At 65.7% G+C, this 23,518-nt stretch carries 24 protein-coding genes and 1 tRNA gene; 10 read left to right on the top strand and 15 right to left on the bottom strand.

Annotated features, from left to right (window positions below; all coding sequences use genetic code 11):
* Positions 1 to 87: 87 nt before the first annotated feature.
* Both ACVW1B_RS35535 and ACVW1B_RS35530 read right to left on the bottom strand, forming a co-directional pair.
* A tRNA-Gly gene (locus ACVW1B_RS35535) sits at positions 88 to 162 on the bottom strand.
* Between the two features lie 160 nt (positions 163 to 322).
* The gene (locus tag ACVW1B_RS35530; RefSeq protein WP_253605657.1) at positions 323 to 814 is read right to left on the bottom strand and encodes an SRPBCC family protein; all 492 of its coding nucleotides are present in this window, start codon (positions 812 to 814) and stop codon (positions 323 to 325) included.
* A 221-nt stretch (positions 815 to 1,035) separates the two neighbouring features.
* Between ACVW1B_RS35530 and trxA the strand changes: the two genes are divergently transcribed.
* A complete protein-coding gene (gene trxA / locus ACVW1B_RS35525; RefSeq protein WP_026192069.1) occupies positions 1,036 to 1,956 on the top strand; it encodes a thioredoxin in 921 nt (306 codons plus the stop codon).
* Positions 1,957 to 1,986: 30 nt separating this feature from the next.
* Positions 1,987 to 2,661: an LON peptidase substrate-binding domain-containing protein gene (locus tag ACVW1B_RS35520; protein WP_456822780.1), complete on the top strand. Its 675-nt coding sequence runs from the start codon at positions 1,987 to 1,989 to the stop codon at positions 2,659 to 2,661.
* A gap of 70 nt (positions 2,662 to 2,731) precedes the next feature.
* On the opposite strand, the gene ACVW1B_RS35515 is transcribed toward ACVW1B_RS35520, so the two are convergent.
* From ACVW1B_RS35515 to ACVW1B_RS35490, 6 genes are all read right to left on the bottom strand, one after another.
* Positions 2,732 to 3,286 carry a cytochrome b/b6 domain-containing protein gene (locus tag ACVW1B_RS35515; protein ID WP_253605658.1) on the bottom strand — a complete coding sequence of 185 codons (555 nt, stop codon included), beginning with the start codon at positions 3,284 to 3,286 and terminating at the stop codon, positions 2,732 to 2,734.
* Positions 3,287 to 3,296: 10 nt separating this feature from the next.
* Complete coding sequence (locus ACVW1B_RS35510) at positions 3,297 to 3,593, bottom strand: PepSY domain-containing protein (protein ID WP_092081268.1); 297 nt, start codon at positions 3,591 to 3,593, stop codon at positions 3,297 to 3,299.
* A gap of 220 nt (positions 3,594 to 3,813) precedes the next feature.
* Entirely contained in the window at positions 3,814 to 6,348 is a 2,535-nt protein-coding gene (locus ACVW1B_RS35505) for a bifunctional diguanylate cyclase/phosphodiesterase (RefSeq protein WP_253605659.1), read from the bottom strand.
* Between the two features lie 161 nt (positions 6,349 to 6,509).
* A complete protein-coding gene (locus ACVW1B_RS35500; RefSeq protein WP_225161889.1) occupies positions 6,510 to 6,932 on the bottom strand; it encodes a PaaI family thioesterase in 423 nt (140 codons plus the stop codon).
* A complete protein-coding gene (locus tag ACVW1B_RS35495; protein WP_253605661.1) occupies positions 6,929 to 7,735 on the bottom strand; it encodes a crotonase/enoyl-CoA hydratase family protein in 807 nt (268 codons plus the stop codon). Before ACVW1B_RS35495 ends, ACVW1B_RS35500 begins: the two co-directional genes overlap by 4 nt.
* 11 nt (positions 7,736 to 7,746) lie before the next feature.
* Positions 7,747 to 8,097, bottom strand: a complete 351-nt coding sequence (locus ACVW1B_RS35490) for a hypothetical protein (protein WP_018269338.1) — start codon at positions 8,095 to 8,097, stop codon at positions 7,747 to 7,749.
* 94 nt (positions 8,098 to 8,191) lie between these two features.
* Here ACVW1B_RS35490 and ACVW1B_RS35485 point away from each other — a divergent pair, with 94 nt between their 5' ends.
* Together ACVW1B_RS35485 and ACVW1B_RS35480 are read left to right on the top strand one after the other, a co-directional pair.
* On the top strand, positions 8,192 to 8,728 hold the full coding sequence (locus ACVW1B_RS35485; RefSeq protein WP_253605663.1) for a TetR/AcrR family transcriptional regulator: 537 nt from the start codon (positions 8,192 to 8,194) through the stop codon (positions 8,726 to 8,728).
* Positions 8,729 to 8,774: 46 nt separating this feature from the next.
* Complete coding sequence (locus tag ACVW1B_RS35480) at positions 8,775 to 8,972, top strand: Trm112 family protein (RefSeq protein WP_018269337.1); 198 nt, start codon at positions 8,775 to 8,777, stop codon at positions 8,970 to 8,972.
* Positions 8,973 to 9,116: 144 nt separating this feature from the next.
* On the opposite strand, the gene ACVW1B_RS35475 is transcribed toward ACVW1B_RS35480, so the two are convergent.
* Positions 9,117 to 10,337 carry a ubiquinone biosynthesis hydroxylase gene (locus tag ACVW1B_RS35475; RefSeq protein ID WP_253605665.1) on the bottom strand — a complete coding sequence of 407 codons (1,221 nt, stop codon included), beginning with the start codon at positions 10,335 to 10,337 and terminating at the stop codon, positions 9,117 to 9,119.
* 206 nt (positions 10,338 to 10,543) lie between these two features.
* Here ACVW1B_RS35475 and tesB point away from each other — a divergent pair, with 206 nt between their 5' ends.
* Positions 10,544 to 11,407, top strand: coding sequence for an acyl-CoA thioesterase II (tesB, locus tag ACVW1B_RS35470; RefSeq protein WP_016841424.1), 864 nt, complete (start codon positions 10,544 to 10,546; stop codon positions 11,405 to 11,407).
* A gap of 43 nt (positions 11,408 to 11,450) precedes the next feature.
* Here the strand turns inward: tesB and ACVW1B_RS35465 are convergent, their stop codons facing one another.
* Entirely contained in the window at positions 11,451 to 12,341 is an 891-nt protein-coding gene (locus tag ACVW1B_RS35465) for a DUF4339 domain-containing protein (RefSeq protein ID WP_225161893.1), read from the bottom strand.
* 330 nt (positions 12,342 to 12,671) lie between these two features.
* On the opposite strand from ACVW1B_RS35465, the gene ACVW1B_RS35460 reads away from it, so the two are divergent.
* The 5 genes from ACVW1B_RS35460 to ACVW1B_RS35440 all read left to right on the top strand — a co-directional run bounded on the left by ACVW1B_RS35460 (position 12,672) and on the right by ACVW1B_RS35440 (position 16,002).
* Complete coding sequence (locus tag ACVW1B_RS35460) at positions 12,672 to 13,010, top strand: P-II family nitrogen regulator (RefSeq protein WP_028335836.1); 339 nt, start codon at positions 12,672 to 12,674, stop codon at positions 13,008 to 13,010.
* Positions 13,011 to 13,157: 147 nt separating this feature from the next.
* Positions 13,158 to 14,477 (top strand): ammonium transporter, encoded by a 1,320-nt coding sequence (locus ACVW1B_RS35455; protein WP_253609837.1) that lies wholly within the window; start codon positions 13,158 to 13,160, stop codon positions 14,475 to 14,477.
* A gap of 178 nt (positions 14,478 to 14,655) precedes the next feature.
* Positions 14,656 to 14,970 carry an ArsR/SmtB family transcription factor gene (locus ACVW1B_RS35450; RefSeq protein ID WP_253605667.1) on the top strand — a complete coding sequence of 105 codons (315 nt, stop codon included), beginning with the start codon at positions 14,656 to 14,658 and terminating at the stop codon, positions 14,968 to 14,970.
* Entirely contained in the window at positions 14,967 to 15,323 is a 357-nt protein-coding gene (locus ACVW1B_RS35445; protein ID WP_225161894.1) for an SRPBCC family protein, read from the top strand. The genes ACVW1B_RS35450 and ACVW1B_RS35445 overlap by 4 nt, the downstream gene beginning before the upstream one ends.
* Positions 15,324 to 15,375: 52 nt before the next feature.
* Positions 15,376 to 16,002 (top strand): ATP-dependent Clp protease proteolytic subunit, encoded by a 627-nt coding sequence (locus ACVW1B_RS35440; RefSeq protein ID WP_092081250.1) that lies wholly within the window; start codon positions 15,376 to 15,378, stop codon positions 16,000 to 16,002.
* 27 nt (positions 16,003 to 16,029) lie between these two features.
* Here the strand turns inward: ACVW1B_RS35440 and ACVW1B_RS35435 are convergent, their stop codons facing one another.
* From ACVW1B_RS35435 to ACVW1B_RS35415, 5 genes are read right to left on the bottom strand one after another with little or no spacing between them, the layout of a single operon-like run.
* On the bottom strand, positions 16,030 to 17,835 hold the full coding sequence (locus ACVW1B_RS35435; protein WP_253605670.1) for an alpha/beta fold hydrolase: 1,806 nt from the start codon (positions 17,833 to 17,835) through the stop codon (positions 16,030 to 16,032).
* Positions 17,832 to 20,342, bottom strand: coding sequence for a glycoside hydrolase family 2 protein (locus ACVW1B_RS35430; RefSeq protein ID WP_253605672.1), 2,511 nt, complete (start codon positions 20,340 to 20,342; stop codon positions 17,832 to 17,834). The genes ACVW1B_RS35435 and ACVW1B_RS35430 overlap by 4 nt, the downstream gene beginning before the upstream one ends.
* Before the next feature lie 44 nt (positions 20,343 to 20,386).
* Complete coding sequence (locus ACVW1B_RS35425; RefSeq protein WP_253609838.1) at positions 20,387 to 21,385, bottom strand: DUF1839 family protein; 999 nt, start codon at positions 21,383 to 21,385, stop codon at positions 20,387 to 20,389.
* 1 nt (position 21,386) lies between these two features.
* Positions 21,387 to 22,310: an amino acid--[acyl-carrier-protein] ligase gene (locus ACVW1B_RS35420; RefSeq protein ID WP_253605673.1), complete on the bottom strand. Its 924-nt coding sequence runs from the start codon at positions 22,308 to 22,310 to the stop codon at positions 21,387 to 21,389.
* A gap of 1 nt (position 22,311) precedes the next feature.
* Entirely contained in the window at positions 22,312 to 23,514 is a 1,203-nt protein-coding gene (locus ACVW1B_RS35415; RefSeq protein WP_253605675.1) for an acyl-CoA dehydrogenase family protein, read from the bottom strand.
* Positions 23,515 to 23,518: the final 4 nt, after the last annotated feature.

Genomic DNA, 23,518 nt, shown 5'->3' with positions numbered 1-23,518 from the left:
TGGGCCGGACAGCAAAAAGCCCGCGCCAGTGGGCTGGCCTCATCAGCGGGCCTTCATCAGACTGTCAGCTCGGTCAGCGAGAAGTTTTGGAGCGGGCGAAGGGGCTCGAACCCTCGACCCCGACCTTGGCAAGGTCGTGCTCTACCACTGAGCTACACCCGCATCCGAAATGGCGGCGATCGCTCGCCGGCAACGGCAGACCTATGCCAAAAGCTGTCTGTGAATGCAACACAAGAGCGCGGTCCGAACCCCACGAAATCGCACGGTTTCTCTAAAAATTGACCCCGAATCGGCCGAAACCGGCTGCGCCGCCGATTTCTTTTTAGATTTCCGCCGGAACCGGCCTCAGGGCCATCTCGTCCCGGAGCGATTCGAGCCAGGTCTCGAACCAGCCGGTTAGCGTCTGCGTCAGCTCGACGCGGCAGGTCGGGTCGCAATCGAACACGGCCCACCATTCGATAAAGGCCCGGTCGCCGTCGATCACCGGGGTTACCTGCAGGGTCGCGCTGAAATCCGTCACCGGCAGGGTCGGGGTATCGACAAATTCGTAGGTCTGGAAGCGTTCGACGTCGGACTGCGCGAGCAGCCGCTGCCGGATCCGCCGCCCCCGGTACAGCACATTGCGCACGGCCCCGACGGTATCGCCGGATTTGCCGTCCTCGATCTCGCTCGCCCCCGCGCCCTGGACCCAGACCGGGTAATTGTTGAAATCGCGGATGATTTTCCAGACCTCGCCGGCCGGCTGCTCGAACACCGTGCTGTAATAGGCCTTTGCCACGAGCGCTCCCCTGCTGTCATGAATGATCGCCATCATCGGCCGTTCCGCGGCACCAACCCACCCGATCTCCGATGGAACGGGACGGGCGGCCAAGCGATTGAATTTTGCTGGCTGACTGCCATTTACGGAGCATGATCCCGGAAACCGGTTCCCACTTTTCCGGGATCATGCTCTAGCTGACAGAACGGCTGAACGTGCCGTTCCGGGCGTGCTAGAACGCCCCCGGATTTCCGACCTCAGAAGCAGGCGAGGACAACGTGACGATAATGGAGCAGGGCGGCCCCACGCCCGAGGCAGCGCCCGATCTGATCAAGGAGACGACGACCCAGACCTTCGTCAAGGACGTCATCGAGGAATCGCGCCGTCAACCGGTCATGATCGACTTCTGGGCGCCGTGGTGCGGTCCCTGCCGCCAGCTCACGCCGATCCTGGAAAAGGCGGTTCGCAACGCCAAGGGCCGGGTCAAGCTGGTCAAGATGAACATCGACGAGCATCCGCAGATCCCCGGCCAGATGGGCATCCAGTCGATCCCGGCCGTGATCGCCTTCGTGGGCGGCCAGCCCGCCGACGGCTTCATGGGCGCGGTGCCGGAGAGCCAGGTCAACGCCTTCATCGAGAAGATCACCAAGGGCGTGCCGGCCGCCGGCGAGCCCAACCTCACCGAGATCCTGGCCGAGGCCGACGCCGTGCTTGCCGAGGGCGACGCCGCCCAGGCCGCGCAGATCTATGCCGAGGTGCTGGCGCACGACGCCACCAACATCGCGGCGCTCGCCGGCCTCGCCAAGTGCTATGTCACGTCGGGTGCGATGGAGCAGGCCAAGCAGACGCTGGCGATGGTTCCGGAATCCAAGCGCAACGACGCCGCGGTGAAGGCGGTGCAGGCGGCGATCGATCTCGCCGAACAGGCGGAAGCGGTCGGCCCGGTCGCGGAGCTGGAACAGAAAGTCGCCGCAAACCCGCTCGATCATCAGGCCCGATTCGATCTCGCCACCGCGCTCAATGCGATGGGCAAGCGCACGGAAGCGACCGAGCAATTGCTCGCCATCGTCAGGCGTGACCGCAAGTGGAACGACGACGGCGCGCGCAAGCAGCTGGTGCAGTTCTTCGAGGCGTGGGGCGGCACCGATGAGGCAACCGTCGAGGGGCGCAAGCGGTTGTCGACCATCCTGTTCTCGTAAAGCACGCCCGTCACAGCAGCGGGACCGCAGATGCCGATCAATGCCGAATATCGCGGACCCGGCGAGCTCCCGGAGGTGATCCCGGTGTTCCCGCTGCCCGGCGCGTTGCTGCTGCCGCGCGGCCAGATGCCGCTCAACATCTTCGAGCCGCGATATCTCGCGATGATCGACGACTCGTTGCGCGACGGCCATCGCCTGATCGGCATGATCCAGCCCGACGTGGTGCATTCGCAGAAAGAGGCGAAGCCGGCCCTGTTCCGGATCGGCTGCGTTGGCCGCATCACCCAGCTCGCCGAATCCGGCGACGGCCGCTACATCCTGGAGCTGACCGGCGTCGCGCGCTTCAAGGTGGTCGAGGAGCTCACCGTGCAGACGCCGTACCGGCAGTGCAAGGTCGACTTCTTCTCCTTCGTCGGCGACTTCACCGCGCGCAAGGGCGAGGAGGCCGTCGACCGCAAGGCGCTGCTCGAAGTGCTGGCCGATTTCCTGGAAGCCAACAATCTGAAGGTCGACTGGGAAGGTATCGAGTCCGCGCCCAACGAGGCGCTGGTCAATGCGCTGGCGATGATGTCGCCCTATGGTCCGGCCGAGAAGCAGGCGATGCTCGAGGCGCCGGACCTGAAGACCCGCGCCGAGATCCTGATCGCAGTCACCGAGATGGACCTCGCAAAGAAGCGCACCTCGGGCGACCCGCCGGTGCAGTAAGGCGCTTTCGAGCGAAGCGGCTACCGATTCGCGTGAAGAAAGCGCGGCAGACCAAAAAGCGTCTCGCCCATCAGCGATTGCGCAGTTGCTTGCGGCCGGTGAACATTGCGCGCACCAGATTCTGACGCTGCAGCAAGCCGACCACGATGACCCCGAGCACGTGCAGGGCGACCAGGATGATGACCGCATCCGAGGCATAGGCGTGGGTGTCCTCGACCCACCAGACACCGAAGAAGGTCACGGTGACCTCCATCGCGCCCGTGATTGTCGAGATCGCAAGCAGGAACAGCAGCGCCACCAGCATCACGGTGCCCGCCGGATTGAGCCCGATATAGCGCCCGGTGATGCCGCGGCGGAGATTCCAGATGTAGCGCGGCGCCGCGCGCAGGCGAACGCCGAGCCTGCCGAAACGCGCGTAGCGCGTGCCGGCAAAGCCCCAGATCAGCCGGAACGCCAGCAGCCCGATCACCGAATAACCCGCCAGCCGGTGCAGCCGGTCGTAGGTGCTGGGCGTCACCCAGGCGACCAGGACGAGGATGGCGAGCGCCCAGTGCCACAGCCGCAGCGGCAGGTCCCAGACCTGCACGCTGGTCGCGCCGCGGGCGCCCGGCGCCGCCTCCGTCATCGCGCCTGCTTCACTTCGCGATCGTGTGCTTCAGGCTGAGGTCTTCCGGGCTGTAGAACAGCTCGTAGAGCTTGCCTTCCTTGACGCCGTACACCTCGTAGCAGGAGCCCTCGATTTTCGACCGACGCACCTCGTAGCCGAGCGCCTTGGCCTTGGCTTCGGCCTCGCTTGCCGGCTTCCACGACGCCTTGTCGAGCTTGGTGCAATTCTTGTAGCCGTCGGCGAACGCCGCCGATCCGGTCAACCCAAGAACGCTCCCAAGGACGCATGCTGCAAGCGCAGCACTCGAAATCACTCTCACGCGCATATCCCCTCCGTTGACAATCATACCCACAGCGCCTTCGCGCAGGGCACATGCGTGAAGAATGCTGAGGCGATTGCCAAGTCAAGGAAGCGCCGCGACGGCTGGCTTTAGAGGAATTCTAACGGTCGCCAAAACCGCTTTGCGCTCCACGCGCAGTTCGGTTTTGACGGCGTGCTGCGGCCTTACGCCTCATGCGTATCGGGGCCGCCGGCGCAGCCGTCGATCAGGACGCGGCACCCGCCATTGCAAGACGGACCGCAGGCCGTTCGGCCGCTGCCGGGGTTCGCCCGCCGATCATCTGTGCGACCTTCTCGCTCTGCACCGGCGGGCTGAAGTGGAAGCCCTGCACTTCCACGCAAGCATCGGCGCGGAGAATGTCGAGCTGCTCCCTGGTTTCAACGCCTTCGGCCGTCGTGGTCTTGCCGAGGCTGACGGCAAAGCGCACGATCGCGCGCGCGATCCGGCGCGACTCGTCGCTCGCTCCCGAGAGCTCGGACACGAAGCTGCGGTCGATCTTGACCTTGTCGAACGGAAACTTCTGCAGAAAGCTCAGCGACGAGTAGCCGGTGCCGAAGTCGTCGAGCGCGATCCGCACCCCGAGATCGTGCAGTTGGCTCAGCGCGGTAAACACCGCTTCGCTGTCCTGAATGATGGCGGTTTCGGTGACCTCGAGCTCGAGGCGCTCCGGCGAAATTCCGGCACTCGCCAGCGCGCGCACGATCACCGGGACCAACTCAGGGCTCCTGAACTGCACCGGCGACAGGTTGATCGCGATCTTGAGGTCGCCCGGCCATTTGGCGGCTTCCGCACACGCGGTGCGCAGCACCCATTCCCCCAGCGGCACGATCAGGCCGGTCTCTTCCGCCAGCGGAATGAACTGCGCCGGAGATACCATGCCGCGGTGCGGATGGTGCCAGCGGAGCAGCGCCTCGAAGCCGCAGGTCTCCCCGCTCGCGACGTGGATGAACGGCTGGTAATGCAGCTCGAACTCGCCATTGGCGAGGGCACTGCGCATGTCGCGCTCGAGGCTGCGCCGGGCCTGCAGCAGCCGATCGAGCTCCGGCTCGAAAAAGCGGAACGAGCCGCGCCCGCCGCTCTTGGCCGAGTAAAGCGCGAGATCGGCGCTGCGCAGCACCTCGTCCGAATCGGTGCCGTCGCGCGGTGCGATCGCAATGCCGATGCTGGTCGTGGTGGTCACCCGATGATCGCCGAGATCGATCGGCTCGCTGAGCGCCTTCCTGATCTTCTCGGCAAGCAGGCCCGCTTCCGTGACCGGATCGCTGACATGGTCGATCACCGCGAACTCGTCGCCGCCGAGCCGCGCGACCAGCGTCGTATCGCTGACGGATCTGCGCAAGCGCGCGGCCACCGACTTCAGCAGCGCATCGCCCGCCGGATGCCCGAGCGTGTCGTTGACGTCCTTGAAGCGGTCGAGATCGAGCATCAGCACCGCAAGGCTCGGTCCGCCGCACCTTGCACCGGACAGCGCGCGCTCCATCCATTCCTTGAGCAGCACGCGATTCGGCAGATCGGTCAGCGCGTCGTGCTGCGCCATATAGGTGATCTTGGCCTCGGAGCGCCGCTGCTCGGTGACGTCGCGATGCGTCGCCACCCAGCCGCCGCCGGGCATCGGCTGCCGCGTCACGCAGATCAAGCGGCCGTCGGCGAGCTCGTCGACCCGGCTGTTGATCTCGCCGGCCGGGAGCGCGTTCAGTGTCGCGAGCACCTGCGTCGCGGCACTGTCGCTGGTCTCGCCCTTGAGAATGCCGTTGGCGATGCGATGCCTGATGATCTCGCGATGGGCCGTGCCGGGCAGCAGCAGTTCCGGCGGCAGCCGGTACATCTTGGCGTAGCGATCGTTGCAGACGACGAGGCGCTTCTCTGCATCGAACATGCAGAGGCCCTCGCCCATGTGGTTGATCGCGGTATCCAGCCGGAACCTCTGCTCCTCCAGCGCCTTCTGCGACGTCTCGACCTGCTGTCGCGCCGACGAAAGCTGGCTGATGATCTCCTCGAAGCGGCGGGTGCGAAGCGCCAGCCGGCGATCCGCGAGCACGCCAACCAGGCTCATCCCGAGCACCGACAGCGCCACACCGGCGATCACGATGGCGAGGAAGGCAGGCGAGAGCGACAGGGCCGCCGGAGCCTGCAACGGATCCGGAACGATCTCGACCGCGCCCATCGCGGTGAAATGATGCGACACGATCGCGAGCGTCAGCAGCAGCGCCGCGACGAGCGACATCCAGCGGTCCTGACGGCGGACCGCGATCGCCAGCGCGGCGTAGCCGAACAGCATGCCGAGCACGACGGAGGCCGCCACGAGATCGAGCGACCAGACCACGTGGCCCGGCACCTCCAGCGCCCACATGCCGAGATAGTGCATGCTGGCGATGCCGGCTCCGATCACGGCGCCGCCGACCGGCGCGCGCCAGCGGCTGGAGTCGCTGGCGGCAAGGCCGAGGCCGCCGGATGTCAGCATCATCGCCGCGGCGAGCGACAGCGCGGTGAGGACGATACCATAGCCGGTCGGGATTCCCGGCTCATAGGCCAGCATGGCGATGAAATGCGTTGCCCAGATGCCGTAGCCGATCGCGGCTCCCGCGATCGCAATCCAGATCAGCCGCGTCCTCGCCTGTGATGCAATTGCGCGATGAAAAATATTGACGGCCACAATACTGGCAACGAAGCAGACCAGTCCGGCGAGCAGAACGAGCCGCCAGTCATGCTCACCTGAAAGGCACGTAAGAACACGAAACATGCGTCGGTCCATGGTTGTCCGTGCGCACAGGCTAGGCTGATTGAATTGTCTTCTCGATAATATTCTGCAACTTTCAGTGGCATGGTTATCCGCGCGTAAGCCGATTCCGCACCGAAATTGATGGCTCCATAAATTTCACAACGATGCGCGATCCGCGCGGCTCAGCCTGCCAGCGGAACGAGTACGGTTTCACCGGTTGCAACCAGCGAGGTCTCACCCTGCTCGTTCTCCGCAAAAAGTTCCGCGCGCGCGAAGACCTGCCTGCGTCCGGCACGCAATGTGGTTCCTTTGGCGATGAAGCAGCGGCCCAGCGCGGGCTTCAGGCAATTCATCGAGAAATGCGATGCGGTGACGGAACCTGCGATCGATGCCGCGGCAAAGCCGCAGGCGGTGTCGAGCAGCGCCGCGATCACGCCGGCGTGCAGGTGTCCCGCATATTGGGTGAGATCGTCGCGCCAGGGCATCCGCAGTTCCACCGTGCCGGTGCCGGTGGAGACGATCTCGAAGCCGGCAAGCCGATTGAAGGCCGCCGACGCATTGGTCGCAACGAGACGTTCGAGATCGAAGCCCGGGCCAGTCGTCATGTAAAGCTCCATTGCGGGGGCCGCCGTTCGAGATTCGCCCTGACGGACTCGATGTGATTGGGCGACCCGAGCAGAAGCGCCTGTTCGGCCGTTTCGGCTGCAAGTCCGGTCGCCGCATCGCGATCGGCTGCAAGATTGAGCAGCCGCTTGGCGGCGCGGATCGCATCCGGGCTGCGGTCCGCGATCGCGCGCGCCGTCTCCAGCGCGGCCTCGCGCGGCTGTTCGACGATCCGGGTGGCGAAGCCATGACCAAGCGCATCGTCCGCGGAAAAGACGCGCGCGGTGTAGGTGAGTTCACGGACCACATCCTCGCGCGCGAGATGGCGCATCAGCTGCGTGCCGGCCATGTCGGGCACCAACCCCCATTTGGCCTCGATGATCGCAAGGCGCGTGCCGGGTGCGAGATATCTGATGTCGGCACCGAGCATCAGCTGAAAGCCGCCGCCGAACGCAACGCCATGAACGGCGGCGATGACCGGCACCGGCAGCTCGCGCCAGAGCCACACCAGATGCTGCGCGAAGTTGGCAATGCCGTGGGTTTGCCGGCCGAGATCGGCGAAGGGCAGGATGGACTCGCCCTCCGTCGTTGCGACCAGACGCTCCATGTCGAGGCCTGCGCAGAAGGCCTGCCCTTCGCCCGAGAGCACCACGGCGCGGAGCTTGCGGTTGTCCGCGAGCTGCGCACCGATCTCGGCGATCGCGGCGAACATCGCCGGATCGAGCGCATTGAGCTTGTCCGGGCGGTTGAGCCTGACGTCCGCGACGCCATCGGCGATGCTGAGGCTGATGCGATCAGTCGTCATGATCGCCCTCGCTAGTAGCCGGCGGCGGCGAGCGCCACCACGGCGCTCATCGCCATCCAGCCGAAGTGGCGGAAGCGGGTCGCCACCGCGTTGGCGAGTGCCGCGACGCCGAACACGACGCCGAGCGTCGCCACGATCCAGTGCCGCGCGGCATCGGAGGCCATTGCGGGCGCGGCGAGCAGCAGCACGCCGCCGCCGATCCAGGCGACGGTGCCGGCCTGATAGACCAGGCGAAGCAAGAGCCGCAGCCGCGGCGGCTCGACGGTGGCGCGCGCGAATATCCTGGTCTCGCCGAGCACGCCGTGGATCAGGCTGACCAGAATGGCGACGACACCGGCGCCCTGCAGCAGAAGATCACGCATCGCGATGCCTCCATACACTACTGTATGGATATGATACCGGCCGCTGGCGCCTGTCAATACACTTGTGTATGGTGAGCGGCGTGGACGGGGAACCATGACGGAACAGCTCTCGGTCAAGGACTGGCTCGATCAGGGCCTGAAGACGCTGGCGCGCCGCGGCTTCACGGCGCTCAAGGCCGAGCCGCTGGCCAAGGCCATGGGCGTCTCGCGCGGCAGCTTCTACTGGCATTTCGCCGACATCGGCGCCTACCGCGCGGCGATCCTGACCCATTGGCGCGAGGTCGCGGCCGAGCAGGTGATCGCGGAGCTCGAGACCATTCCGGAAGGCGGCGACGCGCTGGCGCTGTTGCTGCGCCGTGCCTTCTCGGCGCGGCTGGCGCTGGAACGCGCGGTGCGCAGCTGGGCCACCGCCGATGCCGTGGCGCGCGCCGCCGTGCTCGAGGTCGACCAGCGCCGGATCGGCTATATCGAAACCCTGCTGCGGCAGGCCGGATTCCCGGACGACGTGGCGCGCGGCCGCGCGCAGATCTTCTACTGGGCGTTCATCGGCTACGCGCTGTCCGAGCAGGCGCTGCCGAAGCCGCGTCAGCAGGCCGCGATCGATGAACTGCTGCGGATGGCCAAGCGCTGACAGCTGACATTTGGATGTGCTACATCACGGCGAGCCGGAGACTCCCATGAATTCCACGACCGATCATCTCGAGAGCACCGCCGACCCAAAACTGCTGGAAATCCTGGTGTGCCCGATCACCAAGGGGCCGCTGGAGTTCGACGCCGCGCGGCAGGAGCTGATCTCGCGCTCCGCCAAGCTCGCCTATCCGATCCGCGACGGCATTCCGATCATGCTGCCGGAAGAGGCGAGGAAGATTGATTGAAGACGATGTAGCCCGGGTGAAGCGCAGCGCAATCCGGGAAAGTCTCACCGCGGATAGTCTGCCCCGGATTTCGCGGAGCCTGTCATCGGGCGCGCATTCGCGCGACCCGTTGGCTTCATCCGGGCTACGGAACCTCCGCAACCGCTACAGCGCCTCGCCCTTTAGCAGCCGCGGCACCTCGCCTGATAGTCCCGCCGCCTGGCGGATGAACATCTCCTTCAGCGGCGGCGCGCGATCGACGAGCCCGAGGCCAATGTCGCGCACGGTGCGCAGCAGCGTCGATTCGTTGGAGAACAGGAAGTTCAGCGAGTTGGTGGCGACGCCCATCGCCATCGTGTCGAAGCGCCGCCAGCGCTGGTAGCGCTCGAGCACGTCGGCCTGGCCGAGGTCCATGCCGAGCCGCGCCGCATCGACCACGACCTCGGCGAGCGCAGCGACATCCTTCAGGCCCATATTGAGCCCCTGCCCCGCGATCGGATGGATCACATGCGCGGCGTCGCCGATCAGCGCCAGCCGTTCGGCGATGAACGAGCGCGCGACGAAATAGCCGAGCGGGAAGGCGCGCGGCTTGTCGAGCGGTTTGATCTCGCCGAGATGCAGGCCGAAGCGCTGCTCTAGCTCGGCGTGGAATTGCTCTTCGTTCAAGGCGACAATGCGCGCGGCATCGTTGCGCGCCTCGGTCCACACCAGCGACGAGCGATTGCCGGTCAGCGGCAGGATCGCGAACGGCCCGACGGGCAGGAAATGCTCCTCGGCGCGGCCGTGATGTTCGCGCTCGTGCCCGACCGTGACCACGATGCCGGACTGGTCGTAGTCCCAGCCATGGGTCGCAATCCCGGCGCGCTCGCGCAGCTTCGAGCGGGCGCCGTCGGCGGCGACCAGCAGGCTCGCATCGATCACGGTGCCGTCGGCCAGCGTAACGCTGACGCCGTCGGGCCGCGACGCGAAGCTCGACACCGCGGCGGCGCGCAGCTCGACGCCCTCCGCCTCGGCACGGCTCGCGAGCGCATCGATCAAATAGCGGTTTTCGACCATATGGGCGAACGGCTCGCCGGGCGCGACATTGCCGGCGAAGGTCAGGAATACCGGGCGCATCGCGTCCTCCAGCTTGGAGTCGGTCACGACCATATCCGTGATCGGCTGCGCCGTCGGCGCCACCTGGCCCCAGACACCGAGGGTCTCGAACAGCCGCCGGCAGGCCGCCACGATCGCGGTCGCGCGCGGATCGCGGCTCGGGCGCTGGCTCAGCGCCGGATCGGCCACGATGACCGGGATGTCGGGCCCCAGCCCCTGGCGCAGCGCCACGGCCAGCGCCAACCCTGCAAATGCGCCCCCGCAGATGACAATACTTCGCTGTGCCGGCATTGCCCTTCCCTTACGCGCCTCACGCTCTCAGACTATGCTTGCTACCTGATAATAGCTGGGCGAAACAGGGGCCAGAAACAAGGTCACGAACCTAACGGACGTCATTCCGGGGCGATGCGTCAGCATCGAACCCGGAATCTCGAGATTCCGGGTTCACGCTTGCGCGTGCCCCGGAATGACCGTTCAAGTCAAACCGAAAGCCGCCGATGTCCAAGAGCCTGATCGACCTGCTGTCCATCCTCGATCTCGAGCAGCTCGAGGTGAATTTGTTCCGCGGCAACAGCCCGAAGACGAGCTGGCAGCGCGTGTTCGGCGGCCAGGTGATCGGCCAGGCGATGGTGGCGGCCTGCCGCACCGTCGAGGGCCGCCTGCCGCACTCGATCCATTGCTACTTCATCCTGCCCGGCGATCCGCAGATCCCGATCATCTACCAGGTCGAGCGGCTGCGCGACGGCAAAAGCTACACCACCCGCCGCGTCACCGCGATCCAGCACGGCAACGCGATCTTCTCCATCATGGTGTCGTTCCATGCCGAGGAGGAGAGCAACTTCAATCATCAGGAGAAGATGCCCGACGTGCCGCCGCCGGAGAAGCTGACCGCGGAGGAAGTGTCGAAGCAGCCGATGTTCAAGGAGATGCCGGAGTTCATCCGCCGCTATTACGAGAGCGACCGGCCGATCGAGCTGCGCCCGGTCGAGCTCGGCCGTTATTTCGGCCAGAAGATCGACGACGGCCGCATCCATGTCTGGATCCGCACCGCGGCCAAGCTGCCCGACGATCCCGCGCTGCATCTGTGCGCGCTCGCCTATGCGTCGGATTTCTCGCTGCTCGATGCCGTGATGGCGCGCTACGGCCGCACGCTGTTCGACAAGCGCATGATGCCGGCGAGCCTCGATCACGCGATGTGGTTTCACCGCCCGTTCCGCGCCGACGAATGGCTGCTCTACGCGCAGGATTCGCCGAGCGCGCAGTCGGGCCGCGGCCTGACGCGCGGCCTGATCTTCAAGCCCGACGGCACGCTGGTGGCGTCCGTCGCGCAGGAAGGATCGGTGCGCGAGCGAAAGGCGTAGCGCTCACGCCCGAACAGAGCCGGTCGGCACGATGCGATCGCGCTTACTGGCCGGCGTAGGCACCGCGCTCGGTCAGCGCGAATTGGGAGACGAACCAGTTGCCGTACCAGCGCAGCACCCACGGAATCGGGATCAGGAAGCCGCAGGCGATCGTGAACACGATGGTTCGCCACAGCACCTCGATGCCGGACGCATTGAAGCTGACCTCGCGGCGCGTGCCGTCGATGTTGCGGCAGATCCAGCGCATCCAGGCGGTCAGCACCCAGGCCCAGCCGATGATGGTGATGGCCGAGACCACCATCGCCACGTACCAGCCGACATAGGCGACCGGGCTGCCCTTGAACGAAATCGGCAGGTCCTGGCCGCTCGAGCTGAGATGGCCGATGATCCAGCGCACAATCATCCAGCTCAGGAAGCCCTGCAACAGCAGCGAGAGCAGCGTCACGATGTTGCTGTTGGCCGCGCCGGCATAGGTCAGAAGGCCAAGCACGATGAAGACCCACCAGATGTCGAGCGGCTGTCCAGTGAAGGCGAAATGCGGCCGGCCCGGCACGCGGATATAAGGGATCGCAAAACGGTACAGGCCGGTCGCGGTCCACGGCGCCGGGATGACGAGAATCTGGCCGATGAACATCAGGAGGCTGCGGCCGAACAGGCCCCAGATCGGGAAGTCGGCGGACAGCGTGCCGCCGCTATAGCTTCCGGACGCCACCACCGGCGGCGGTCCGCCGGCCTGCGGAAATGCCGGCGGCGCGCCGGCGCTCGGGACGAGGCCCGGAATCTCCCCGGCCTTCTGCCAGCCGGCCATGCCCTCGGTCCACACCAGGGTGTCGGCCCCCACCGTGCCCCGGGTGATCAGGTCGCGGAGCTGGGTTTCAGGCAGGGGGCCCTTTTGCTGGCCTTCGGATGCATAAAACCAGTTTCGGTTCGACATTTCTTGTTTCCTCGGGGCGCGCGCACAGGGACACGCGATAGGCGAAACGAACCAGCAAGAGCGCTGGCCGGGGCGGGAAAGCCACATTGTGGCCGAGCGTTTCCATTCCGTACAGTGAGGGAGCACACGCGCTGCGCATGTTTTCCGCTTCAACCTGCAAGTTTTTTATGCCATTTGCCCAGAAAGCTGCCAGATTTGGCGGACGCGAAGTGCCGCTCGGGGATGGCAAATTGCCGCTCCGGGAGGCAGCAGGTGCCGGCTCGCGGGACGGCAAGTGCCGCTCCGGGACGGGCGCACACGGAAAACCTCAAGGGAATGAAGGCCTGAACCATGAAACTCGTCGTCGCGATCATCAAACCGTTCAAGCTCGATGAGGTGCGCCAGGCGCTGACCGCGATCGGCGTCCACGGCATGACTGTGACCGAGGTGAAGGGCTATGGCCGCCAGAAGGGCCACACCGAGATCTATCGCGGCGCCGAATATGTCGTGAACTTCCTGCCCAAGCTTCGGATCGAGATCGCCGTCGATACCGAGCTCGCCGACAAGGCGGTCAGCGTCATCACCGAGCACGCCCGCACCGGCCAGATCGGCGACGGCAAGATCTTCGTGACGCCGATCGATCATGCGCTGCGCATCCGCACCGGCGAGACCGACAACGACGCGCTCTGAACCCTGGAGCCTGATCCCTCGCGACAAACGCGGAAAGCGTTTGCGCGGAGATCATGCCCAAACAAAACGATCGAGATCATCGCCGGCAACGACGCCGGCGCACGCCACAACCGCACACCAAGAAACGACGACCGCCGGGGAATGATGATGGGGGCACGAGCTCTTCGTGCAGCGATATCAGCTGCGCCGATCACTGCTGCAATCCTGTTCGCGCAAGCCACGCCGGCTTTCGCGCAAGACTCGGCATCCAGCTCCGGCGTCAACGCCGCCGACACCGCCTGGATGATCGTCGCCACCGCGCTGGTGCTGATGATGACGATCCCCGGACTGGCGCTGTTCTACTCCGGCATGGTGCGCAAGAAGAACGTGCTGGCGACGATGGCGCAGAGCCTCACCGCCGTTGCGCTCGTCTCGATCCTCTGGGTCACCTTTGGCTATTCGCTGAGCTTCGTCGGCGACGGTCCTTGGCTCGGCTCGCTCGATCGCTGGTTCCTGGCCGGCATCACCATGGACAGCATCAATCCGGCGGCGAAGACCATCCCCGAAGCGCTGTTCATGCTGTACCAGATGACGTTCGCGATCATCACGGTAGCGCTGGTCGCAGGCTCGGTCGCCGACCGCATGCGGTTCTCCGCCTATGTGCTGTTCTCGATCGGCTGGTTCATCTTCGCCTATGTGCCGCTGGCGCATTGGGTGTGGGGCGGCGGCTTCCTCGCGTCGGCGGGCGTGCTGGATTTCGCCGGCGGTCTCGTGGTGCATCTCTCCGCCGGCATCAGCGGCCTGGTCGCGGCCAAGGTGATGGGCAACCGCCACGGCTATGGCCATGACAATCTTTCGCCGTTCGATCTGTCGCTCGCGGTGGTCGGCACCGGCCTGCTCTGGGTCGGCTGGTTCGGCTTCAACGGCGGTTCGGCGCTCGCGGCCAATTCGCGCGCGGTGATGGCGATCACCGCCACCCATCTTGCGGCCTGCGCCGGCGCGCTGACCTGGGGCGCGATCGAATGGGCGACGCGCCGCAAGCCGTCGGTGCTCGGCATGATCTCGGGCGCGGTCGCGGGGCTCGGCACCATCACCCCGGCATCCGGCTTCGTCGCGCCGTGGCACGGCGTCGTCATCGGCATCATTGCCGGCCTGGTCTGCTTCTGGGCCTGCACCTGGCTGAAGCATCGCTTCAAGTATGACGACTCGCTCGACGTGTTCGGCGTGCACGGCATCGGCGGCCTGACCGGCACGCTGCTTGCCGGCGTGTTCGCGGCCTCGGCAATCGGCGGCACGTCCGGCCTGCTCGAGGGCAATCCGAAGCAGCTGCTGATCCAGCTCTACGGCGTCGCGGCCACCTTTGTCTGGTGCGGCGGGGTCACCTTCGTGCTGCTCAAGCTGGTCAGCGCCTTCGTCCCGCTGCGCGTCTCGATGCAGCAGGAGCTCGAAGGTCTCGACATCTCCCAGCATGGCGAGGCGCTGCAGTAAGTAGCCGAGGCGGCGGTGGCAGCCGGACTCACGGGGCCAGGACGACGACACCGGCCACCGCGAGGGCGAATTTGTAAAACAACCCCATGCAAAGGACCCGAGCGCCGCGACGTCACGAAGTACGGCGCGAGCAAGGTTCGGGCTTGCACGACACATAAGTGTATGCTTATGTATCGTCATGGTCGACACCGACATCTTCAAGGCGCTGGCCGATCCGACCCGCCGCAAGGTCTTTGAGAAGCTGGCCGGCGGCAGCCTGAACGCCAGCGCCTTGCGCGACGGACTTGAGATCAGCCAGCCGGCAATGTCGCAGCATCTGGCGGTGCTGCGCGCGGCAGGGCTGGTGCGCGAGCAGCGACAGGGCCGCTTCGTGAATTATGAGGTCGACCCGAACGGCATCGCCAGCATCGGGACCTGGCTCGCCCGCTACCGCGCCTATTGGCCGAAGCGCATCGAAGCGCTCTCCGATCTGCTGAAGGACATGGATCAATGAGCGACACAGTTGAGCCTGATCATGCCGACGCCGACCTGGTGCTCGAATACGAGCTCGATGCACCGCCTGAAAAAGTGTGGCGCGCGGTGACCATTCCGGCCCTGCGCGAACGCTGGCTCCCGGATTGCGATCTCGCGGACGCTGAACCCCTGTCATCGATCGCTGGCGAAGAGGTGCGCTTCCGGCTGCGCGAGTCCGAGCCGCCGTTTCGCGAAAGCCATGTCACCTTCCGGATCGAGCCGAACGAGGCCGGCGGCACCCGCTTTCGCATCATCCAGCAAGCATGCGACATCAGGGGAAAGCAGCCGCAACCGGCCAACAGCAACAACCGCACAATGATGCGCGCGGCCTGATCCCCAACCTCACCTACCGAGACTTCATCACCTGCAGCAATGGAGGTCGCCGATGCGCGACATGATGCAACTCGTCCCTATGGTCGTCGAACAGTCGAGCCGCGGCGAACGTTCCTTCGACATCTATTCCAGGCTGCTGCGCGAGCGCATCATCTTCCTGAACGGCGAGGTCAATGATGCGATGTCCGGACTGGTCTGCGCGCAGTTGCTGTTCCTCGAAGCCGACAACCCCAACAAGCCGATCAACCTCTACATCAACTCCTATGGCGGCGTGATCACCAGCGGGCTTGCGATGTACGACACCATGCAGTTCATCAAGGCGCCGGTGCACACGCTGTGCATGGGCACGGCGCGCTCGATGGGGTCGTTCCTCTTGATGGCCGGCGAGCCCGGTCACCGCGCCGCGCTGCCGAATGCGAGCCTCCACGTGCATCAGCCGCTCGGCGGCTTCCAGGGCCAGGCGTCCGACATCCTGATCCATGCCACCGAGATGCAGGAGACCAAGCGGCGCATCATCCGGCTCTATGCGCAGCACTGCGGGCGCACCGAAACCGACGTGGAACGGACCCTGGATCGCGATCACTTCATGTCCGCGCAGCAGGCGCTCGAATGGGGACTGATCGACAAGGTCTTCGCCGAACGCGACGCCGCCGAAAAGCATGATCCGGTGCCGCGCTGATCTTCGTCGCTGGAGCGGCCAAACCGTTCATGACAGCGCCATCGATTTAGACTTCACCTCGGCATGCTGCACCGTGACCCGCACGGTATCGGGACGGTTCGATCCTCCGCGCCTGCCGCCGCCGCGGTGGTCGATCAGGCGCGCGACGACAGCGCGCCGCGCATGACGAGACGTCAGCGAATGGTCGGCATTCGGCAGCGTCAACCGCGTCACTCCAGGGATGCTTGTGAGCCGTTTGCCGTCCTGACCGAAATGCCGTGCGATCTCCTGCAGGCTGAGATCGCCGTCCGAGGTGACCATGAGGACGCGCACGCCGCGGCTACAAAGCTCGCGCATCCAGCGCTCGACGCGGTTACGGCCAAGCAAGGCGGACGGATGCATCGCCGATAGCGTCGACTTGACGGCTTCCAATCCGCGCCGCACCAGCCGCCTGGCGCTATCTGACACTGACAGCTTCCAGGCGGACCTGGTCGTCATCGCAGGCCCGTCCGCCGGACCGATCTGTTGCTGGCTTCCGCGATTCGCCTTGGAGGTTTCGTATGCTTTCCAGGCCGTAAGCTCCAGCGCGTAGGAACTGTTCCAGGCAAAGCAGAGCGGGTTGATCATGGTCAGGGCGCGGACGCGGCGGTCCGCGCGCGCAGTGTGAAAGGCCTGGAAGGCGCCCGAGCATGTGCCCACAAGCTCGACTTCGGCAAAGCCCGCCCGCTGCATCCAGTCAATCGCCGCGCTGACGTCGAAGCGGGTGCGGGAATCATAGAGGAACAGACGATTGCTCCCGGCATCGTCGCTCAGGCCGAGGCCCGGCAGGTCAATGCGAAGCGACGCCACGCCGGCGGCGGCAAGCTCGCGCGCCGCCTCGACCGTGCCGCGCGCCCAACCGACATGCGGCACCCCGCCGGAGTTGAGGAAGATGACCGGATCGGCCGCAGCATGGCCGTCACGTGGCCGGGTCAGCACGCCACAGATCAATGGCGCCTGCCTGATCACAACCGGCTCTTCCGTGTAGTGCGATCCCTCCATTAGCTCGCGGCCGGTCAAGGATACGACGCCCCGAGCTACGCCGGCGACGGCCCGGTCGGACAACCAATCCGCCCAGCAATCGACAACGTCGGCCGGGATCCGGTTCGCGGTCGGGTCGCACATGAGCAGGTGATAGTCCTTGAACTCCGCGATTGTCGCGCCTTCGAAAGAAGTTCGACCGTCGCGGATTTCAGAGCCTGCCAACGGCTTTCCGTTCGCGATCAAAAGCATCGGCAGGGGCGGAAGGGCCGCGACGGCCCGCCGCCAATCCAGCCTCGACAGATCGGCGAGCGTCTCATGCGAAAGCCGGAAGCCGACGGCCTCGCGGCCCTCGGCGAACGTCGCGTCGCTTGCGGCGCTCTTGGCGAGCGACCCATCGATCACGCGCGACATCGCGGTGATTTCGCGCACATAGGTTTTGCCGGAACTCGGTGGCGCGAGCAGCGCAAGGCCTGCGACGTCGTCCCGCCCCGCCGCAGCGAGCGGGGCCAGCAGCGCGCCGAGACGGAAGCCGGCGAGGATGACATCCTCCACGCCGCAATCCCGCTTCAACCGGTCGATCGCCGCGCCGATGCTTGCGGTCCAGGCCATCACCCGGCCCGGCGCCGAATCGTCGCCGGCGGCGTCGCCGCAGCCGGGATAGTCAAACAGCAGGACAGGCAGGCCCGCCGCGGCCGCCCTGTCGGACAACAGCTTCAGGAATCGGCGACTGCACAGATCCTCATGACCATGCGCGCCGGCGATGACAACGCCCCGCCGCCCCTTCGCTACGTTCAGCCAGCCGATGGTATCGGCAAAGACAACTGGTTTCATGTCATGCTCCCGGCGGACTCCTTTGTCCGCACGACTTCCAATGCTTCCGCTCTCGGCACCTCGTAGCTCGCGTCGCGATCGGCATTGAGCGCTGTCACCGCGCCGCCAGGTGTCGCCAGGCGCGGACCGTCAAGGCCGACCTCCCGCTCGATGCCCGGCATCAGGTGGAAATTGTTCTCCGTTGGAACGAACCGATCGTCCTGGATGGAGACGTGGTAGGCCGCGCGTTTGCAGGCCAGCCGCAGCCGCCACGCGTCCTTCCGACGCACCAAACTCACAGTCAGGCCGACGTCGCGCTGCGCGGTCATGACACCCGGCAGCACATGGAAGGCCTCGGCAAAGACCTTCCCGTCGTCGCCTTCCAGCCTTGCAACGGTGACCTCATGTCCGGGCGGCCCGAAGCGATAGGCGTAGGAAATATCGAAAAAGGCGCCGAGTACCGAGAAGGCCGAAAGCGACAGGCCGCTGTGCGCCGGCACGCTGATCGGTTGGCGCGCCGACACCACCGGCGTGACGCCGTCCCGCAGACAGGTCAGCGATAATGTCGCCCGAACGGTCTTCGCGGTATCGTTGATAGCATGGACGGTCAGCCCGTTGACGCCCTCGTCGCTCAGGATCAGCCGTAGCGGGGCAAATGCGCGCCTCAGCCCGTGCCAGACCGGCTTAGGCCGGCCGGTCGAATCGACCACGCCCCAACCCGCGCCCGGCCGCAAGTCCTTCCAGAAGAACAGCAGCGCTCCAGCCGTCGGCGAACAGGGTCTGCGCCATTCGTCGATGGTGCGCTCCACTATCTCGGTCGTCACCGCACGGGAGAGCTCGAGATAGCGTCTGGTATTTTCGATGCGCAGCCGGCGCGCGTCGACGGAAAAAAGCGTTTCCAGATAGTGCTCGCGCACATCCTCGAAGTCCCACGACGCGCCGACGTCGCGCGGCGCACCCGCCTTCCAGCGCGGATCGTGCACCGGCGGCACCGGCAGATGCGCATCCAGCGTTGCCTGGTCAGGCACATTGGCAAAGGCAAGGCATTCGCTCGCGAAGCGTACTTCGGCGCGGCGCGCGTCATCCAGCGGGCGGCAATAGGCGCCGACCCCGTAATAATGCATCGGCCCGCCATCAGCCGTGAAAGGCAGGTTGCCGCCGGATGGCGATGACGTCACAAGCACCAGGTCGGGACGCTGCGCTTCGGCGATGGGGCGCACCACCTTGTCGAACCAGGGCGTCGGATCCATCGACATCGGCATGCCCATCATCGCCGCCTGCTGCGCCACCTCGCTGCCGCCGCACAGAACGGCGAGTGATGGCGAATGCCTGAGCCGCGTGAGCAGGTCCTCGACCTCGCGCGAGAGCAACGCGCACCAGGCCTCGTCCTTCGCCGGATAGTCGAAATTGGCGAGCATCAGGTCCTGCCAGACCAGGATGCCCATCTCGTCGCAGAGCTCGTGAAACGCGTCGCCCTCGTAGACGAACGTGCCGCCGACCCTGAGCATGTTGACGCCCGCCCGTCGTGCAAGATCGAGGTCGCGCGCGATCTCTTCGCGTGAGGACGGCAGCCGCACCGGGTCGGACGGCGTCCACACCGCGCCGCGACAAAAGACGGATACGCCGTTGACGACCAGCCGAAAGCCGCGTCCGTCGGTGCCGCGATCGATCTCGATATGCCGGAAGCCGACGCGGCCGAGCGTTACTCGCATCGAGCCGAGCGTGACGACAACCTCGTGCAACGCCGGATCGCCATGGCTGCTCGGCCACCATGGCGCAACGTTCGCAATATCCAGTTTCGCCGTCAGCCGCGTCGCTGTCTCTAAGGTCAATGCGGCGACAGCGCCCGCACAGGCGACCGTGGCCGGCGCGTCATCAAACGGCTCGACCAGCGTGATCGCGATGGAAAGATGCCCTGTTGTGCCGGCGAGGTCGGCCTGCATTTGCACATCGCGCACGCCTTGCCGGTTGGTATCGCGGATCAGCTTGATCGGTCGCCACGGTCCGACGATGTCGAAGCCAGGGGACCAACCCGGCATATGGCCGATCAGCGTGGTCCGTACGAGCCTCAGCCGCTGATCGTCGATCATGCGCGGCCGCCAGCGCGCACGCGGACCGGTCAGGGTTTCCAGATGGCGGTCGAGGCTGCGGAATGCGATGGCCAGTTGCTCGCCGCCGGCAAGCGTCAGGGCCACATCATGGCGCTCGAACATCGAGGTCGAGGACAGCACGAGGCGATCGTCGAGCCAGACCTCTGCAACCGTCGCCAAGCCGTCAAATACGAGACGGGCCGGGCCGGTGACGTCGAGCCGGCGACGATACCAGACGTCCTGGTCGTGCAGCGGAGTGGGATGGTTGCGGTCCCAGCGGCCGAGCCGCTCCAGCGCAGCAGCGGCCGTGCCGGGGCACGCCGCCTCCAGCCATTCGGCGCTGCCGTCGATCGCCGCCGGAGACGCCCACGCGCCGGCCGGCGAGACGACCATGCACCAGCCGCTGTCCAGAGGCTCGGCCGTGTCGGTCGTCGACACCAAAGCGTCCATACACATGCATTCCCATGACCGGCAGGCCGGTCCTACGCTGCCTTGCTGGCGAGATCCGCCATGCGACCGTCCAGAGCGTCCATCACCGTTTGCCAGGCCTTGGCCATCGGCCCGATGGCGTCCGCGAGCCCATCGAACCGATGCCGGGCCATGGCGCGGGCGAGCTTGAATTGCATGACCTTGGCGCCCTCGGCGATTGCCGCGGCGGCTTCGATCGCCTCGGCCAGACCGGCCTCGCCGTGCCGTCCCAGCCATTCCAGATGACTGGAGAGGAGTTCGAAATTGGCGCCCACCTGCCGCAACGTGTTGAAGGCGTAGACGTGAAAATACTCCGGTGACCGGGCGGCCAGTGCCTCGGCATGGCCGCCGAACACGGCCGCGTAGGCATCGAGCGGATTGCGCTTCGGCCTCCGCCGCAGATGCTGCGCGAGGATTTCCGTGGCCGCACTGACCGGATCGCGCGAGGGGCGCATGGTGTCGAACTTGACGAACTCGGCATAGGGAAATAGCGGCAGGCCGCCGGCCGGCGCGTCGTTGCGCTGCCCGAAAATGCCGTCATAGTCCTCGCCGTCCAGGGCGAAGTAGCCGTCGTTGTGGAAGTAGGCCATGTGGCGGCGCCCGGGAACGAGCACGTTGACGCCGATCGTCGTCTTGGAATGGCCACTGCGATAGGTGATGCCCTTCGTGTCGGGCAGGTAGAAGGCATCGACCTCGACCAGCGGCAGCCGCCCGCGCTCGATCTGATTGAGAACGTGCGCCTCCAGACGATCGAACACGGACAGTTCCTGGATATCCAGGCCGGCCAATCGCTGCAGGTCGGCCGTCGGGAACTTGAAGAACGTGAACTGGTCGCCTTCGAAATCCTGCGCCACGGTGAAGCCGAGCGCAGCGACCGGGTCATTCCCGTTCGCATGCATGACTTCGATCAGAAGATCGACATAGCAGTTGGTCTGCGGCCATCGTCGCTCCGCGTCGTGTAGCAGGTGCGGCTTGTAGTCGGCCGGATCGAGCCCGGCGATGGCACTCTGCATTTCAGTTGCCCCAAAGCGTGTCACGCACGGAAGCCGGCCATGCCTCGACCTCAGGGCCGTGATGGCGGAACAGCGCGAGCGCCACGCGCTCCAGCCCGAAGCCGACGCAGGCCGAGTGGCACAGGCTGCCATCCGCGAACTTCAGGCCCCAGGTCTGGCCAAAATGGTCGCGATGATAGTTGAAGGACAAGCAGGCCGTCGGTTTCTCGATACTGGTTACCGGGATCAGCAGCTCGAACTTGAGTCCCTCGTCGCGCTGGTTGTTGGCCATCATCTTGCCGCCGCGACCGAAGAACGGATCGTTGGCGAGATCAACCTCGCAGGGCAGGTCGAGGGATTCGATCATCGCCTTGCCGCGCTCCAGCCAGCTTTCGCGGAAGGCGCACACCTGCTCGGCCGTACCGATGCGGACGAATTCGCGCATACGGAACAGCTGCATGCGCGCGGGATCCTTGGAAGGCTCATGACGGAAGCAATAGGAGGAAAGCTCGAACAGCACACCGTCATCGGGCACCGGACCGCGCGCGGCAACGGTCGGATAGAGCGGATAGCAGGCGGCTGGCGTCAGCACGACGTTCGTCGCCTGCTGCAGCTCGGTCCAGTCCTCTCCCGCAGCCATCATGCCGAGAAGCCGCGCATGCTCGCGCTCGCCGCCCATGAAGGAATGTACGCAGCCTGCAAGCTGCGGGAAGCTTTTCATATAGCCACTGCCTTCAAGCGTGGCGCGGCTCATGCCCGGTGGGAAGTGGATGCGGGTTGCCTTGTCTGGCGCTCCGATGCTGGTCACGAGCCGCTCAAAGCGCTCGATCACGTCTTCGAAAACGCCGGAGCGGCCATAAAGCCCGTCTACTCCGGTCTTGAACAGGATGCTCTTGTCGAACAGGGTGTCGAGCAGGCTCTTGGCATCGAACGTCTTGGCGTCCATCTCAACCTCTCAGGCTGGTGTCAAAGCGGCTCATCAGCAGGAGCGTCGCGGTGTTGGAAAGAATACGGTCGTTCGAAATCATCAGCGGCGCTGAGCTCACATCGCGCAGGTGTCTGCCGACGCTGAACGGCGTGCCGTTCTTGTAGCCGACGATGCCGTTGATCAGCATGGCGAGCCGCACGATCGCCCCGGCCTTCTCGCTCGCAGCGACCTTCAACGCGTTGATCTCGGCGGTGAAGCCAATCGAGGAGAGCGCGTCGTCATTGCCCTTGGCCGCATCGAAGCGGTCAATGGCGGCCGTGAGGTGACCCTTCATCTCCTGAAGCAGGGCGGCCGCCTCGGCGAGCCGAAGCGCGCCCGGCGGCAGACTTCCATCCGCCTGCTTGCGCGCCGCAGCCTTGACGAATGCTTGCGCGCGATTGAAGGCATCGGTGGCGATACCGAACCAGGTCGCCGCCCAGAAGATATGCGAGCTCGCCAGCATCGACTGTGCCGCGATCTCCGAGAACGGCTTGGGGAAGATCTGCGCCGCGTCACCGTGCGCGACGAGATGGAAACCGTCCGAACAGGTGCCGCGCATTCCGAGCGTATCCCATACGGAGGTGCGCTCCAGCGTGCGGTTCAGGTCCGCGGGAATGACGACCATCACCTGATCGGAGCTTGCCGCGTCGGGAGCGCGCCGCGCCGTGGCAAGAATCGCGTCGGCGTGGCGGCCGTAGGAAATAACGGTTGCTTCCTTTGTCAGCGAGAAGCGGCCGTCTGCCACTTCGACCGCACAGATCGAATTGCGCAGATTGCCGCCGATGCCGGCTTCCGTGGTCGCCGAGGCCATCAGCAACTGCTCCGCCGCAATGCGGCGCATATAGGCCAGATGCCAGTCGCTGGCGCCGCCATGGCTGACGAAGCTCGACGTCTTGATCTGGTGCATGGCGTAGATCATGGCGCTCGAGCCGCACGCCTGGGCGAGCTGAACGATCAGCTCCGCGATCTCCATGGTGCCCAATTCCTCCCCGCCATGCTCGACGGGAATCGCGACGCCGAGCAGGCGCTCGCGCTTCAATGCTTCGATGGTATCGGCCGGGAAGCGGCCCTCACGGTCTACCGCATCGACCTGCTGCGCCGCGACCTTGGCGACCCGACGCATGCGCTCGGCCGGCGTGGCGGCAGAGGCCGGCACGGGCTCTATCTTTCTCACCACGCTCATGGTT

It is taken from the genome of Bradyrhizobium sp. USDA 4502 (genome assembly GCF_054063355.1).
This window is presented reverse-complemented; position numbering and strand designations above follow the sequence as displayed.